The sequence below is a fragment of the Leptospira brenneri genome, from assembly GCF_002812125.1.
GTDB lineage: Bacteria > Spirochaetota > Leptospiria > Leptospirales > Leptospiraceae > Leptospira_A > Leptospira_A brenneri.
In genome coordinates this window covers 83,145-99,505 of sequence record NZ_NPDQ01000008.1, presented here as the reverse complement: position 1 = coordinate 99,505, position 16,361 = coordinate 83,145, and the positions used below count along the sequence as shown (strand labels likewise).

The 16,361-nt window shown below is 37.4% G+C and carries 14 protein-coding genes; 8 read left to right on the top strand and 6 right to left on the bottom strand.

Annotation, left to right across the window (positions count from 1 at the left end; translation table 11 throughout):
• Positions 1-9: 9 nt before the first annotated feature.
• The 6 genes from CH361_RS16405 to CH361_RS16380 are packed head-to-tail and all read left to right on the top strand — an operon-like array spanning position 10 to position 5,920.
• Entirely contained in the window at positions 10-1,053 is a 1,044-nt protein-coding gene (locus tag CH361_RS16405; protein WP_100791996.1) for a glycosyltransferase family 4 protein, read from the top strand.
• Positions 1,050-1,637: an LIMLP_18675 family protein gene (locus tag CH361_RS16400; RefSeq protein ID WP_100791902.1), complete on the top strand. Its 588-nt coding sequence runs from the start codon at positions 1,050-1,052 to the stop codon at positions 1,635-1,637. Before CH361_RS16405 ends, CH361_RS16400 begins: the two co-directional genes overlap by 4 nt.
• A 15-nt stretch (positions 1,638-1,652) precedes the next feature.
• Positions 1,653-2,939 carry a hypothetical protein gene (locus CH361_RS16395; protein WP_100791901.1) on the top strand — a complete coding sequence of 429 codons (1,287 nt, stop codon included), beginning with the start codon at positions 1,653-1,655 and terminating at the stop codon, positions 2,937-2,939.
• 11 nt (positions 2,940-2,950) lie between these two features.
• Complete coding sequence (locus tag CH361_RS16390) at positions 2,951-4,447, top strand: MBOAT family O-acyltransferase (RefSeq protein ID WP_100791900.1); 1,497 nt, start codon at positions 2,951-2,953, stop codon at positions 4,445-4,447.
• 2 nt (positions 4,448-4,449) lie between these two features.
• A complete protein-coding gene (locus CH361_RS16385; RefSeq protein ID WP_100791899.1) occupies positions 4,450-5,595 on the top strand; it encodes a hypothetical protein in 1,146 nt (381 codons plus the stop codon).
• On the top strand, positions 5,582-5,920 hold the full coding sequence (locus CH361_RS16380; RefSeq protein WP_100791898.1) for a nucleotide pyrophosphohydrolase: 339 nt from the start codon (positions 5,582-5,584) through the stop codon (positions 5,918-5,920). Before CH361_RS16385 ends, CH361_RS16380 begins: the two co-directional genes overlap by 14 nt.
• Here the strand turns inward: CH361_RS16380 and CH361_RS16375 are convergent.
• The 6 genes from CH361_RS16375 to CH361_RS16350 are packed head-to-tail and all read right to left on the bottom strand — an operon-like array spanning position 5,910 to position 14,620.
• Complete coding sequence (locus CH361_RS16375) at positions 5,910-6,632, bottom strand: hypothetical protein (protein WP_100791897.1); 723 nt, start codon at positions 6,630-6,632, stop codon at positions 5,910-5,912. The genes CH361_RS16380 and CH361_RS16375 overlap by 11 nt on opposite strands.
• A gap of 5 nt (positions 6,633-6,637) precedes the next feature.
• Positions 6,638-8,347, bottom strand: a complete 1,710-nt coding sequence (locus tag CH361_RS16370; RefSeq protein WP_100791995.1) for a Kelch repeat-containing protein — start codon at positions 8,345-8,347, stop codon at positions 6,638-6,640.
• Positions 8,348-8,384: 37 nt separating this feature from the next.
• Positions 8,385-10,238 carry a Kelch repeat-containing protein gene (locus tag CH361_RS16365; protein WP_100791896.1) on the bottom strand — a complete coding sequence of 618 codons (1,854 nt, stop codon included), beginning with the start codon at positions 10,236-10,238 and terminating at the stop codon, positions 8,385-8,387.
• On the bottom strand, positions 10,225-11,745 hold the full coding sequence (locus CH361_RS16360) for a Kelch repeat-containing protein (protein ID WP_100791895.1): 1,521 nt from the start codon (positions 11,743-11,745) through the stop codon (positions 10,225-10,227). The genes CH361_RS16365 and CH361_RS16360 overlap by 14 nt, the downstream gene beginning before the upstream one ends.
• Positions 11,729-13,030 (bottom strand): caspase family protein, encoded by a 1,302-nt coding sequence (locus CH361_RS16355; RefSeq protein WP_100791894.1) that lies wholly within the window; start codon positions 13,028-13,030, stop codon positions 11,729-11,731. The genes CH361_RS16360 and CH361_RS16355 overlap by 17 nt, the downstream gene beginning before the upstream one ends.
• Positions 13,031-13,039: 9 nt before the next feature.
• Positions 13,040-14,620, bottom strand: coding sequence for a methyl-accepting chemotaxis protein (locus CH361_RS16350; RefSeq protein ID WP_100791893.1), 1,581 nt, complete (start codon positions 14,618-14,620; stop codon positions 13,040-13,042).
• Positions 14,621-14,727: 107 nt separating this feature from the next.
• Between CH361_RS16350 and CH361_RS16345 the strand changes: the two genes are divergently transcribed.
• Complete coding sequence (locus tag CH361_RS16345) at positions 14,728-15,465, top strand: pirin family protein (protein WP_100791892.1); 738 nt, start codon at positions 14,728-14,730, stop codon at positions 15,463-15,465.
• A gap of 115 nt (positions 15,466-15,580) precedes the next feature.
• On the top strand, positions 15,581-16,360 hold the full coding sequence (locus tag CH361_RS16340) for a c-type cytochrome (RefSeq protein ID WP_100791891.1): 780 nt from the start codon (positions 15,581-15,583) through the stop codon (positions 16,358-16,360).
• Position 16,361: the final 1 nt, after the last annotated feature.

The following is a 16,361-nucleotide window of genomic DNA, read 5'->3' as shown; positions in this document are numbered from 1 at the left end:
GCCTATGGAATGACGGGGAATTCTCGTTACTTGGCAGAAGTCCTAAGGGTCATTCTACCAAAACATAAGGATAAAGAATTTTTTCTCTATTCCAATAAACAAATTCATCCTGTATTCCAAGATTTATTTGGACCCAATACAAAAGTGGTTCTGGAACCAAAAAATATTCCTGGGCCAATTTATTTAAATTTTATTCTGCCAAAACGATTAAAACAGGATGGGGTCGAAGTTTTTTGGGGCACCATACAGATGTTACCTTTCAAAAAACTCCCTATTCCTAGTTATGTGAATTATCACGACTTAAATTTTGTTTCAGCCCCAGAGACCATGGCAAAATGGAATTACCTACAACACAAACTTTTGTCTCCGATCACGATGAAGAATGCTGATAAAATCTTTTGTTTGTCTAAAAACACAAAGATTGAGATTATCAAATTTAATCCAAAATATGAAGACAAATGTCTTGTTGTTTACCCAGGGGTTTCCAAACAGAAAACGACCAAACAAAAAACAAACTTTCCAAAAGATTTTTTTCTTACCGTGGGAACTTTAGAACCCAGAAAAAATATAAACCGCCTAGTGGATGCTTTTTTAGAATTCAAAAAAAATCATCCCAAAGATAAACATTCTCTACTCATCATGGGCCGAAAAGGATGGGGAGAAGAAGGTGAGTTTTTGTATCAAAAACTAAAGGATTCTAAAATCCAAAATTTAGGAATTCAATTCATTGAAAAACCAGATGATTCCACTTTGGCAGAAGCATTTAAACAATGTAAGGCGTTCTTTTTCCCCTCCCTCCACGAGGGGTTTGGACTCCCACTACTAGAAGCAATGTTAGAAGACAAACGTTGTGTCGCCTCTGATATTCCTGTATTTAAAGAAATTTTATCTGACAAATGTGATTTATATGTTCCACCCAAAGATACAAAGGATTGGACTCGCAGTTTTGAATTGATGTCTGGACCCATAAAAAAAAGATCTCCCAAATTTCCAACCAAACAATGGACATGGGAAGAAACAGCTAGAAAAATAGAAGAGGTACTCTTTCAATGAAACATATTACTCAATGGATCTCTAAATGGAAAGAATTTCGAAGTAAAAGGGAAGCGACTTACTTCGGAACAACATTATACGACGAACTAACCATCAATCCGATTCCATCTTTACTACTGATACTCGGGACAGTTCTTTTTTTCGTCTATAGTTTACCTTATGCTTTTTATTTAGGTAAGTTCTTTTATTGGTTTGTTGGTGTACTCGAAATTACTAAAGTTTTAAAAATCCCTTTTTTAGACGAATTGAGATACTATCATTATCTTTCTGCATTTGTTTATTTCTACATTGCCGCATCTCTACTCATTGACATTAGCCGCCTTTTAAATAAATGGAATACGCGAACTGTCTTTGTTAAAAACGAAATTTGGCAAATTCAAAAGTTCGGACTTGGAAAAAAACTAAACAAGTTTGATTTAAACACGGAAGGTTTACAACTCGGATTTGAACATGGGGGACTCATTGATTATTTGGGATGGAATCGTCTTGTATGGGAGAAAGATGGGAAAACTACTTTTGCCACTCCTTACTTCTTTCCTTACAAAAAGAATAAAATAATAATCAATCGTATCTTAAAACGTTAGAGTGGAACCTGATTTTTGAAAAAGTTATTCATTCTACTCTTTTTACTTTTCCTATTTTTATTCCATCTAAGATACCTCTCACGAGCTTTCGACTGGGATTCCTGTGTTTACGCACTCAATATCCAAAAAGACAGAATTGAATCCGCTTTTTTTAATCCACACCACCTCGGTTTTGAATCCTCTGGATTACTCTATTGGAAGATGATTCGTTCTATATACCCAACAACGGACATTATGTTTTTCCTGAGATTAAGGATTTTAAGTTTTTCCTTATTTTTTTTAGGACTTTTTATTTGGGTCTACTATAAACTGTATAAAGATATCTTTCTTGCAGTAGTTCTTGCACTCGTCATTCAAGTGAGCCAAGCATTTTGGTTTTACAGTTTGCACAATGACACACCGCTCATTCATTCCTGTCTGATGGCAATTTTGTTTTTGTTAACGATTTATTATTTAAGGTTAGGACTTCTAGGGAAACATCTCGTTCTTTTGTGGATCATCCAACTTTTTAGTATTTATTTCCACCAATCCAATGTGATTCATTTTGGGATGGTTCCCATGGCAGTATTCCTATCCCCTAACAGAAGTATGGGGAAAAAACTTAGGATTATCTTTTTCTATTTAACCTGTCTCGGTGTCGCCACAATCCTCTCTTACTTATTTGTGGGGTTTTTCATTCTGAAAAGAGGACTCGGGCCTTTAGATGAAAAACATTTTTCCTTTTGGATGTTTTTGTATGCTGCCATCAATCGTTGGGGGACAAGCCTTGGGGAAGAAAAAAACTATGTATTGTACTTCTATCGAGGGATAGGAGATGCATTCTTAGTATTCCAGAACGTCATTCCTAAATTCCGAGTGAACCTTTTTGACTTCCAAAATCCAAAACACCTTCCCTACAATTTGAATCTTTTATTCTGGATTTTTAGTTTGAGTCTGGGAATTTTGAATTTCCGTACTATGTGGGCCCGATACAAACAAGAACTATTAGTGATGCTGTTTTGGCTCATCCCCTCGATTGGATTTTATACATGGTGGGAAGGTTATTTTTTTGAATTTTGGGTGGGGACCACCATTGGTTTATGGATTTTAAATTCTTATTCGTTACAGTCTTTATCCATTCCTATGTTACCAAAATTCTCTAGAGCCATACTCCATACAATTTACCTGGTTTTATTTCTTTTTTACTTCAGTACAAATTTTACATTTTCAACTCTTCCGAGATCCATTGGACCTAAGTTTGGATATACCGAAGGAATCCAGGGACCTGTTGAAAAGTTGGCCGAAGAATCAATTTACCGCTAGGAACAAAATAAATGTTATTTAACTCTTTTGAATTTTTAGTTTTTTTCTTTTTTACGATCATCGTAGGAAATGTCCTAAAGAATCGTTGGCAAAAACTTTTTTTCCTACTTACTAGTTATTATTTTTACATGGCCTGGCAACCATCATCGATTTCCTGTTCGGCGATGGCTACAGACGGATTCAAATTCTATACAGACAGACTCTATTGTGATTTCAAAATTAATCCTTATGTATTTATTCTCATATTTTCAACCATCATCGATTATTTTGCAGCAACGTTAATTGAAAAGAAAAAGGATGGTGACAGTGTCAGAGGATGGTTACTTGTTCTTTCACTCGTTGTGAATATTGGAACTTTAGGATTCTTTAAATACACAGACTTTCTACTTGGATTTATCAATGACATCCACCTATTAGGTTCTTACCAATTCGCAAAACAAAACATCATCCTTCCAGTCGGAATTTCTTTTTATACATTTCAATCGATGAGTTATACCATTGATGTATACAATCGCAAAATTGAAGCACGAAAATCTTTTTTGGATTTTGCATTGTATGTAGCTTTTTTTCCTCAACTGGTTGCGGGTCCGATTGTTCGTGCAGAAACATTCTTTCGAGATTTAGATTTTCGCCTCAGTGTTTACAAAGAACATATCGATGCAGCTTTTGCTTTGATTTTGATTGGTTTTACAAGAAAAATTGTTTTCGCTGACAATCTTGCACGAGTTGTCGATTCTACATTTGCCAATTACCAAAACTTAAATTCTATCGAAATTTGGACGGGAGCTCTAGCCTTCGGATGGCAAATCTATTTTGATTTTGCCGGATACACAGACATTGCCATTGGCGTTGCACGACTCTTCGGATTTCAATTCAATCCGAACTTCAATTTCCCAATGTCTTGCAGAAACATTGCGGATCATTGGTCTAGATGGCACATATCTTTTTCCACCTGGATTAGAGATTATATCTATATTCCACTCGGTGGATCACGAGTGAGCGTCATCATGTACATTCGTAACATTATGATCACTTGGCTTTTTGCAGGTTTATGGCATGGAGCCGCTTACCACTATGTAGGTTGGGGAGTTTGGCAAGGAACTATGTTACTTTCTCACAAGTTCTACGGAGATACCAAACTAGCCAAGTTTCTAAATAGCAAAGGTGGATTTACTTACGATCTTTTTGCTCGTATCTTCACCATGTTCTGTTTGGCTTTTGGGTTTATCATGTTCCGGGCAGAGACAATGGAAAAAGCAGTTCCGATGATGAAAGCATTAGTTTTCTTAAATGATTCAGGAGCACCGTTAGATCGTTGGTCAAACTACAGATTTGGGATTCTACTTGTGATTTGTTTCACGGCAAGTTACATTTTCTCAAAAAGACAAATCCCTACCCTTCTTACTGGGAGTTGGATCAAATATACTGTTTTTGTTATCGTGAATGTATTGTTATTATTACTTTTTGGAGTCACCGAAAGTCAGAACTTCCTCTACTTTCAATTTTAAATATGAATTTATTAAAAGAAACAATCTCGTTTTTCACGGATAAGAAGGTAGTTGTTGCGATTCTGTTTTTACTAACATTCGAGATCCTCCTACAACTTGGTTTCTATAAACCTTATTTGAAAAAGAATTCTTATGCTTCGAATATCAATCGGGTGACAGAGCATGTTGTATCAAAACGAGATGTATTAGATCCAGACATTCTGATTGTAGGGACCTCTGTAGCTTTTGAGGGGATTAGTGTTCGAATTCTGAATGAAAAATTAGAAAAATCGGGATGGAAAACACAATCCATAGCAGTTCGTGGTTCAGAACTCATCGTCCAACATCGGATTTTGGAAGAATACTTAAAAGAATTTCCTAATGTAAAAATCATCTTACATGTGATGGAACCTGGTATGCCTTGGGTTGATCGGAAAAATATTGTAGAACCTACCATGGCAATGTTGTCCGAACTTGGGAATTTTAAAGCCATTTCCTCAGCTCATGAGTTCGAATACGACTTAGATATTTCAAGTTACCTTTTTCTAACCTTCAAATCCGTTGCTTACAGAAAAGACCTTTCTGATTTTGTAATCAATTTTAACGAAAGGCTAAAATCGATCTTAAGAACCAACAAAAATCCAAACACGAACCCTTGGGATTATGAAAATGATCACCCAGAATCAATCGAAGAATATCAGCTAACAAGCGTCGATGATTGCCTAAAACGATTGGCTCTAGATTTACCTATAGAAATTCCTAAAGCATCCAATCCTGATCATAGGAGAATGTTATTTGAAACTTGTGGTGTTGCGAGCGTAGTTCCTCAAGAGTCTCATGCTACCGAAGAAACCAAACGTTATTTCCGAAGATTAGAAAAAATGTATAACTTTATTGGTAACAAAAACATCCATATCATTAATGTTTTTGCGCCTTATTCCGACGTGATCAGAAAGGTAAACAATGAAGGCCGAATGAAAGTTTGGTATGATGGTTTGACCGAATCCTTGGCTTCTCACCAAACTTTAGATTCAATGGATCTTCAAGATTCTTTAGGAGCAACCAACGGAAAATACTGTTTTGATTTAATTCATTTAAATGAAGCCGGTATGAAAGAGTTTACAAATGTTCTTGCAAAAGACTTGGAGAAAAAACTTGGGAAACGATGAAGTCACTCTAAACCAATTACAATCCGAAGTAGATGATTGGATTCAAACCATCGGTGTTAGATATTTTTCCGAGCTTACAAACTTAGCAATTCTAATGGAAGAAGTGGGTGAACTTTCTAGACTTATGGCAAGAAAATTTGGAGACCAATCCTTTAAGTCAGGTGAATCTGCAGATAAAATTCCAGGTGAGATTGGTGACATTTTGTTTGTCCTTACTTGTTTAGCCAATCAAATGGGAATCTCGCTGCAAGATGCCATCCAAACAACCATCAAAAAAAACACTAAACGCGATTTAACCAGACACAAAAACAATCCTAAACTTTGAAACCTGAGTCTACAGGTATACCGGCTTCCCTCCTGATGGCATTCCAATAGGCAGATAAATGTGCTGGGTGTGAGTTCATATCTGAAATACAATAATCAAATTTTGATCGAAAAACTGGATTTGTCTCCAATACCGATTCATATTTTGCATAATCTAAATGCATTTCTTTAAAAAATTGTTTTTGTCCTTCATAATCATAATCTTCACGAAAAAACATATAGGCATGTGCTAAATCATGAAGGAGATGTTCAAAGGCATCTCTCTTATTTTCCACAAGAGTTCCTTCGATGGCATGTTCCCAACTAATAGTGGAATACCGAAATCCAAGGCTTTGAGATTCTAACATCTCCAAAGAACTTGGGTTGTAGTCAATCAGTCGGATGTCCCACTCACCAATATGCCATTTCCATAGTGCATATCGTACTGTGTCAGGCATCCCGTAGAACCGAACCACTTCGAGAAATTCTTTAGATTGGTTACGATTTGGTAATGGTTTCCCCATTCTAAGAAAGGGATGTTTTCTTACTCTTCGTTCCAAGTACAACAATACAAGTTGAAACGTAAGTTGGCTATCTGAGATCAAACCTCTTTCCCAATCTGATTTTAAAGAAATTAAATTAGGAAGAATGAAGTTAACTTCCACTTTTAAATCTGACTCTGAGATACAAATTTTTTTAAAGGAACCGTAAATACGGCCATTGTCATGAGGCATATAAGTTAATGAGAGAGTCCATAGTATTCTGTTTCATAATGAAACAGCCCACCCACCACTCCACCAAGAAAAAACAAAGTACCATCCGAAAATTTAACACCGCTATGCCTTGCGACACTATACTTTGACAAACCCATATCAAAGAAGCTATTACTCTTTGCATAATCCAGTTTTTCTATGGTTCTACTTGGTTCGCTGGTATCGTAACGATAGGCTCCACCATGAAAAAGGATTCCACCATCAGGTAACTCCGAGGCAACGCTCCATTCGCGTTTATACTTCGAATTCGCAATGGTAAAAATTTGATTTCGGGAGACGTCAAATAACATAGTTGAATTATTCAAATTAGACAATTGTGCCCCATAAATTAAAACATTACCATCCACCAATGTTTTACATTTTAACGCACCAACAGGGACAGGTAAAGTAGGACCCCAGGAGAATGTTTGTGTATTTGGATTATAAAACTCTGTTGTATCTTTTGGTGCGAAGATCCCGTCAGTCCCGCCTATGACAAATACTCGTCCATCATTGAGTAATACCGAACATGAAAATGACCTTGGAGTCATCATCCGATTTGTAACTTCAGTAAAAATACCTGTAGCCGGATCATAAATCTCAGCAGTGTTCAAGGTAGTGAAAGCAACAGGAGTAACAGGGGCATAATCTCGAACCCCACCTAATACAATTACCTTCCCATCCTGAAGTTTGACTATATTATGTAAATGCCTTGGTCCGTTTAAATTTCCTGTAGGAGTAAGTGTCGCAGTTTCAGAATCAAAAATATAACTAGATGTTAAGGCGTATGCCGATGGGGGCAAAATTCCTCCAGTGATAAGGATATTTTTTCCATCCAACATCACTCCACGTTCCCCACGAGCAATGGTAGGCAAACTAGGATTTGTTAATTCAAAGTTAGATGCTCCTCTTCTTAAAATCTCTGCACTAGAACTAGATCCATAAATTGCAATCACATCTCCATGATCATTTTGAAAAGCTTCAAATTCTTGTCGGCCCTGGTTTAATTTTGGTCCAGGGACAAGCCCAATAAACTGAACCGTCACCGAATTAGAAACTACATTGGAAGCGTCATCTTTAGAGTTAAAAAAATGTAAAGTTAGAGATCCAGGCCCATTAGATGAAAAGTTTGTTTCAAAATACACTCGATATGCAGTATCACTTACCTTTTGTACTGATCGTAGGACTACCGAAGACGCTAACGTTCCACTTAAAATCGGGGGACCGAAGTTTGCCATCGGTTCAGAAGTTGTAAAATCCCAATACCTAGAAGAAAAGAAAGTATAATCAGTAATGGGGATATAACCATCAAGAGTTACTGTTGGGATTTGAGTATCGATGATGATTGGAATTTTATCCTCTAGTAAAGGTTCTCCCGCATAAGACACAACACCTGAGAGAGTTAGCTCATAACGTCCATCGCTTGTTAATGGATCAAACGAAACCAAAAGTTGGTTTGAGTCAATAATACTAAATTGAACATTTGAAAATATAGTTTGATTGGCTTCTCCCAAATACTCAGTATCTAAATTTGCTAATTCCTTATTACATTGTAACAAGATCTGGTTTACACTCCCGAATGCTTTTCCATTTGTATCTGCATTACAATGAAATAAACTAGCATTAAAAAAAGTATTTAGGAGCGACCCTTGTATTGATCTTTGATCAAATGGATTTCTATATTCAGAAGGGAACATACATCCAATAAAAACAAAAAACAAAAGAGAAAAACATCTATTCAAAGCTGTATTCCTCCGTGTTTCCAAGAATATCACCAATCCTGCCACCAAGAATCATTCCACCGCCAGAAGAAGAATAACGGATTTCGCATCCCTCCCAACGAGCATTTAAAGAACGGCTTGTCATATAGAAACGATTGTTTGATTCAGACCAGGATTCTGTGTCTTGTATGGAATCAAAGGTGGATCCATTTACGGTTCGGTATTCCAATCCACCCGCAATCATTAACTGATCTTTTCCATAAGGGAAAACAAAGGAAGAACCCCATTCCCTTCCAAAAAGCAAATTTTTGTGATCTCTGATTGTATCTGTCGATGGATTATAAATTTGCGATCTGAGAACTGGTTGGCTAGTATCAAACCGAGAATTCAAACCACCAAAAATTAAAATTTCTCCATTACTAAGCTCATGAACAAAATGATTGAATCTTTTGTGAAGTTTTGCTGTAGAACTTGTGAGAGTTTTCGTACTGATATCATAAACTTCTATAGAATCCAAGGCATAGGCATTAAAATCATTTGCAAGTGGTCCTATCGCATCGGAACGTTCTCCACCGAAAATAATCACCTTACCAGAAGAATGCGATAAAATCTGTGTTTGTTTGCCTCTGGAGTCACTCAAATTTCCTATTGTTTCTACAGTCATCGTGGCTGGATTGTTTGTAACGTGGATCAACTCCACCCTTGCCACTGATTGGAAAGGTTTAAAAGGACTTAATCCCCCCACAACCAGAACATCACCATTCGGAAGGACCGTCATTTTATGTAACTGACGAGGCATAGAAAGAGATGGACCCTCAGTCCAAATATTAGTTACAGGATCATACACTTCAGTAGAAGCCAAACCGTCATTTGATGGATTCCCTACTTTGCCGCCAAATCCACCAGAAACGAGAAGTCTGCCGTCATTTAACCTGACAATATCGAACTCTTGTCTGCGATACACCATATCAGGGCCTTGGACAAACTGTTTTGTAACTGAGTTATAAAATTCACTATGACTTAAAGTTCCATTCCCATTAATCAAAACATCTTTTTTGGCCCTTCCGCCCATGACGTACCTTCGTCCGTCATGTAACTCAATCCCAACACAAGACCTTCTTGCCACGTTGAGATTAGGCCCACTTTTAAAAGCAAAAACATTTAAGGGAACCATGGTAATCCCTTGGGAATTCGAGGCTTTATCTTTGATATTCGAAAACGAAATCGTTAGTATACCGCCATTCGCATTTGGATTCCCAGCGAATAACAGACGTATATTGCGCGAAGATAAGATGACATCCGAAACAACCAAACTGTTTTTGGCAGTACCAGACAGTGTAATTTGAGATAGTTTGCCATCCCATACAATGTCTTCATTAGAAACAATATCCAAAAATCCCGATTTTAATTCCGAGATATCGATTCCATTTCCTGTTCGAACTTCCAAAACAGGTGGTTGGGCATCAATTTCGAACTCAAAATTCTCTGGATTGACGAGTAATGATTCGTTTAGGTAATAGTCTTTAAGATTAATGCTAAACTTACCACTCATCACGGATGGTTTCATTCTAACTTCATATAAAAAACGACTTCTAGGAATGACCTGTGCAATCGGACTGATTCCCGCACCAGAAATCGGTAATCTAAGTCCTTCTGCCCTTACCGTAAAATCGTGGTTTGTTGATACATATATAGTCCCTCCTGGTTGGACACGATTGCTGGAAAATTCCATAGTAACCACAGGCTCTGTATTCAGAAGGAGTAATCCTAGACTAGTAGGTGAGTTTGGATCAAATAGATTACTACCAGGTGTTATCTTACACGATATAAAAAATAAAAACAGAGTGATGAATCTAATCTTTTCCATACAACTCTACTCTTTTATCATTTAATGCAGAATCGCCAAAAATAACGATTCCTCGATTCGTCTGGATAGCGGAATGTTCTGAACGAGCATCCATCATTGTATCTACAACAAAATTTTTCTTTTCGATATGATCGTATAATTCTAGAATTGCGGACTTATAATTAGTATCAACACCACCCGTATAAAGGATTTGAGAACTAGAATAAGGAATGATAGAACTACTGTTTTTGATCCGAGTCGTAAATCCATGTGTTTTGGTGGTCCAGGTAGTTTCGTTCCAAGATTCAATGCTCCTCGAACCGACAGGAACCGCTCCCCCCATCAAACCGCCGAGAACCAACCTGTCACCACCAGGAACAGAAATCACAGTGACATTAGACCTTGCAGTCGGCATTGGATCTCCAATTGAATCCATTGTCTGGGTATTCAAGTCCAATCGTTGAATCGCGTTTATATAAACTGCAAAAGGATCTGTTCGATCTTTTCCTCCAAAAAAAAATACTTTTTCTGTCTTACCATCGTACTCCGTAAAATGGAAAATCGTATTCATTGGAAAATTTGCTGAAGAATTCAAGATAGTTGTAGTTCCCGTTTGAACAGAAACTAATTCATGTTCGTCCGTTATGGCTGTATGATCATTCCCAACCTGAAACTGACCACCTGACACAAGTAAGTTTCCATTACTTAAACATACCATGGTATGCCCAAAACGTCTTTTTTGTAAGGAAACGGGAAGTTCAACTACTGTCTGGTCATTTGTTTGAATCTGATAAATTCGATTACTGATTTGAGAGTTTGCTGTGACAGAACCTGCAATCGTTTTGCCACCTGATAAGTATACAACCCCGTTTGCGGTAGAACAGATTGCAATTCCCATCAAACTTTGATTTAGCGGAGGTAATAAAGAGGAAATCCCAGTTTCAGGGTCGAAAATTTCTACTGTGGAAACCGTATTCCCTAAAATAGAAACTCCTCCTGCAAGCAGGATCCGCCCATCAGGTAAAGATTTGGTAGTAATTTGACCTTTTGGTTCGGATATTGATCCAATATAACGTGGATAAGGAAATTTAAACTCTAATTGTTTCCCTGAAAACGAATATTGACCAAAGAATTCGGGCCTTCGGATAGAGAGGGTAATCGGCTCCCTCCATTCAGAACGAGAGGAAACAGAAAATAAAACACGAATTTTTGATTCAGAAAGTGGAAACACATCTCTGAGTACCAAATCATCCTTATAATTATCAGAAATACGGAAATCTGACTTTGTAAAATGTGATGCAACAGGTTCACTAAAACTCAAATCTAAAATTTCAGTTTTTACAAAGGATGGATAGTCGTTCGTTTCGTATCTAGAAGTGATCTGGATCTCGTTTTGAAAGACGAGTGATGACAAAACAGCAACAGAACCACCAGCCAGAGTTGTAGGATCAAAAGGGTTTTTTGATTGGTCGGGGATCGTACACTGAACGAGTAATAAAGTTATGAATAAACTAAAATTGCATCGCATAACCTAATTTCCCAACTCTATCCATTCCCATATAACCTTGGTTTTCCCAATGAAAATCGAGCCAAACACCCGACTTTTCCTTAGGATTGGGTCCTAACAAATAAAAATCAAACACATTTGCTGACCAGAGGAATAGAAGTGCCGTTAAGGCTTGAGAGAGATTGGTACGAGATGTCTCCATTCGTTGTCTGTGAGGTTCAATCAAATAATAGTTGATCGCAACAGTTTCGAAAACACGAGAATTGGGAGGGATGCCTACTGCTGATTCGTACGCAGCCTTATCTTGCCTATAGGCATTGTACTGATAACCTGCGTAAAGGACACCCAAGGTAAAAATAGACATAAACACTTTCCCCTTTTCTTCCTGGCCGCGTGCATACTGTCCCCAACCAGGGAAAAGTAAGGAACGAAAGGCATAAGTGGGATTGTAAGGATTAAAGAGAGGCGCATCGGCAAGGGAAGTCTCAGGATTCACTGCATAGGTGAGAACTGTATCCTCGGATTTCTCCGCATATTCTTTGGTATATGGTTTTTGTAATTTCTGATTGGTTTTGGACCATTCCTTCAAGGAAGAAATTACATAATTGGACAACTCTGAATAGGAGACCTCTCCATTATAATTGGAATCAGCTCGGCCTTCTAATCCATAAATCAGGAACCTAGTAAAAACTCCGTATCCAGACTTTGGATCTTCATAACTAGAATACCCAACTTTAGTGGAATAGAATACAGAAACGATTTCAGAATCTCGAAAATTAGAACCATCCAAATACTTTCGACCCTCTTCCCCTTTCCCATCTTCTGGGTTTCGGCAAGCGTCAATAAAGAACACAACCCGTTTCAATTTATACTTTCTTGTCATTTCCAGAAGTTGTTCTACAGCAATCCCTGTTTCAAAAGGTTTTAGAGGGTTTGCATCTTCTGGGAGTAAATACACTCGATCGTTGTAATCGACCACCCCATGTCCGGAAAAATAAAATACCAATAAATCTTCAGGATGGGTTTCTTCTAATAAATTCTCAAAGTGCGATAGAATATTGTATTTTGTCGGAGTTGAATTGACAGACCCTTCTTGTATCAGCGTTTGGATCCGATTATAAGATCCATAACTGAATAAAATTTTTGTCATTCCCAGTGCGTCACTTTTTGCCGTTTTTAGGTCACCTAGGGACAACTCTTTGTATTCGCTTACCCCAACAACAAACCCAAATCGTTTGGGAGTGGGATCGGCATTTAAAACCGTCGGTATAGTCAAAAATAAGAATATTAGGATTTTTAAGTTCATTAATGATTTCTATTCAGAAGCAAGCTCTGCAGCCTGTTTTTCCAAACTTAAAGTATTCTCACCTACTTTTCTAGCATTAATCACTACTTCTCTATTGATTTCATCCATTTTTTGAACTACAGCGACCATCTGGTCTTTGTCTTGGTTTAACAATTTTGATTCTTGGTCCAGTTCCTTAGAAATCGATTCAATTAAATCTAGGGACTCAAGTACTTCATTATTAATATTCTTTTGAGAATTGATTTTGTTTGTTGCTGTTTTGATCACTGCACTCAAAAGCTCATACTTCGACTGGAGCGCTTCTGTCTGTTTGAGAGAAACAGAAGCGAGTTCTGTTCCTTCTTGAATGAATTTATTAGAAGTCGTAATGATTTTTTTAATTTTTGTGGCATTTTCATTCGAATTTTCTGCTAGTTTTGCGACTTCTTGAGCAACAACTGCAAATCCCCTTCCATGTTCACCAGCCCTTGCCGCTTCAATAGAAGCATTGAGTGCAAGTAAATTGGTTCTGTCGGCAATTTCTGCCATAATATCATTCACTTCACTGACTTCTTTTTGAGATTCATTGACCGATCTAAGTCTTTCTTCCAGATTTTGAACCGTCTCAGAAAGAACATTACTTCTATCCTGGAAATCACTCATATTTGTATTTAATTCCTCAACAACAGATCCAATTTCAGAAATACTCAGTTTCAACGTATCCGATTTATGATTTAATAAACTAATCTGATTGTGTTGTTTTCCTATATTATCCACAGAAGTTTGGATACTTTCTGAAAATGATGAAACAAACTCTGTTAGTTCATGAATGGATTTGTCTTGGGATTCAATTTGTAAGTTGAAGTCGGTTGTGATTTCACGAATTGATTTCAATGTTTTGACAAGTTCCGAACCGACTCTTACCAAATCACGATTTAAATTGTCCGAGTTAGTTCTTTCGGACTCCGCCAGTTTTTGCCTTTCTTCCGACTCGTTTTTGATTGTATTTAATAAATTAAGGACCGCAGAAGTTAGATACCCAAAACAAATTAAAAATAAAATTTTAAACACTTCATTTGAAATACCGACCGTACCTTTCTGGCTTTGTAACCCTTCGGCTTCTTTGAACTCAACTCCTTGCCCATAACCTATGGCCAAGATAAGGATCAAACAAAATGCGGAATAGTAAGTAATCATGAGCAAAGTTCGTTTTGAAAATAAAAACGCTGAGTAAACTACATAGAAATAATATAATACATAAAGTGTAGGTGACTTGATTAAATCAGCAGCAACACCACTACCTCCAAGAAGACCAGAAGCTGTCACAGCAAAGAGTACGGTAATGTCCATGATAATCAAAAACTTTGGAAAGAACGCACTTAACTTTTCCTTTTTGAATAAATAGGCCTGAAGCCCCCCATACAAAAACATACACGTAATCCCCACCAAATAACTCATGGTTTGCAAAGTGGTGGAGGTTTTGTAGGATCCGAGAGTCGCTATGATATAAAATCCCGCGAGAAGAAACCTGACTCGGTTCACATACACAGGGCCAAGTTCTACCCAATTTTTCTTTGTCTTTACTACTTCCAAACTAGTTCCAATCGACATAGAATGATCATCGGGAAAGGGAAAACCAATGGAAAGTGATTTTCTTTTTTCCCTCCTGAAAACAAAACTTGGTTGACTTATTATAGTTTGATATTAAACTATTCAATATGGAAACATTAAAACCCAACAGCAATTCCGTAGAAAAAAAACTCCACCCGGCTTCCGAACGTGGGCATGTCAATTTCGGATGGTTGGACAGTCACCACTCCTTTAGCTTTGGCCACTGGTACCATCCCGAAAAAACTAACTTCGGCGCTCTTCGTGTCCTAAACGATGATATCGTTGAACCAAGCATGGGATTTGGTACGCACCCTCACCAAAATATGGAGATTGTATCCATTCCCCTTTTTGGTGAATTGGCACATAAAGATAGTACAGGTACGAATGGAATCATTCGCACTGGAGATGTACAAATTATGTCCGCAGGTTCGGGAATCCTTCACTCGGAATTCAATCATAGCAAAGAGAAGAAAGTCAATTTTTTGCAAATTTGGATCCTCCCTAAAGTGGCAGGCATCGAACCAAGATATGCACAAAAAACATTTTCAGAAGCGGGTCGAGTGAACCGTTTTCAAACTGTTGTTTCTCCGATTGATGAAGAGGCCGTTTGGATCAACCAAGATGCATACTTTTCTCTCGCGACCTTGGATCCAGGAAAGGATCTTTCCTATTCCGTCCATGCACCGGGCCAAGGGATTTTTACTTTTCTGATCAGTGGAAAATTAAAAGTCGAAGATACCATCTTGGAACGAAGAGATGCCGTCGGGCATTGGGGAAAAGAGGAATATAAATTTCATGCAGAAGTGAAATCAGAACTCCTCGTGATTGAAGTTCCTATGAAATAGAAGTTTCGCGTTAGGGGAACCTATTTTGGTTTCCCTTTTCGGTTTGACATGGAATGAAAGTTGTTAGTAATACAGTGAACAAAGTCACATATAGCTGACTCTTGTACTGAAAAAAATGAAACCCTATCTAAACCAAATATTTTGCGTCTGCTCCATTTTAATATTTCAGGATTGTTCATATTTCCAACCTATTCTGGCAAAAATCGGCATTCGAGAAAATCCAACTGGAATTTATACTTCAGGCACTATTGCCAATTCGAATATCTATCTACGCTTTTACAAAGATGGTTTAGTTCTATCAAAAATAACTGACGAGACGATTGACAATACTTCAACCAATCTATCGTTACAAAATACATCAGATCCGCAACTAGCTTTTGGTGAGTATAAAGTCTCAGGAACAACTATTCAATTTTCCACAAAGGACGTTGATGGAGAGTATCATTTCAAAGGAAACATATTAAACAAAGATTTAATTGAACTCGATGTAGTGCATTGGCAATTTAATTTACCTCCACAAATTATGTTCTCAAAAGGAAATAAATTATTAGACCCAAATGAGTTAAGTTACCCAGAGAAAAGTATTCCAAATATGAATGAAAATTTAATGTTTTTCAAAGGGAAAAGACTGCTGAAAATGAGAGCTTGCACAGCTTGCCATGCAATTGAATCAAGTGAAAAAATTGTAGGGCCTTCATTACAGGGAATCTATAACAAGGTTCGGAATTTAACAAACGGGAAAAAAATACTTGCAGACGAAACCTATTTACGTAACTCCATTCTCAATCCAAATTTAGAGATAGTAGAAGGCTATCCGCCTGCAATGCCTTCCTTTGAAGGTTCATTTACTGATGATGAATTGTCTCAGATAATTCTTACTTTGAAGAAGTTATAAA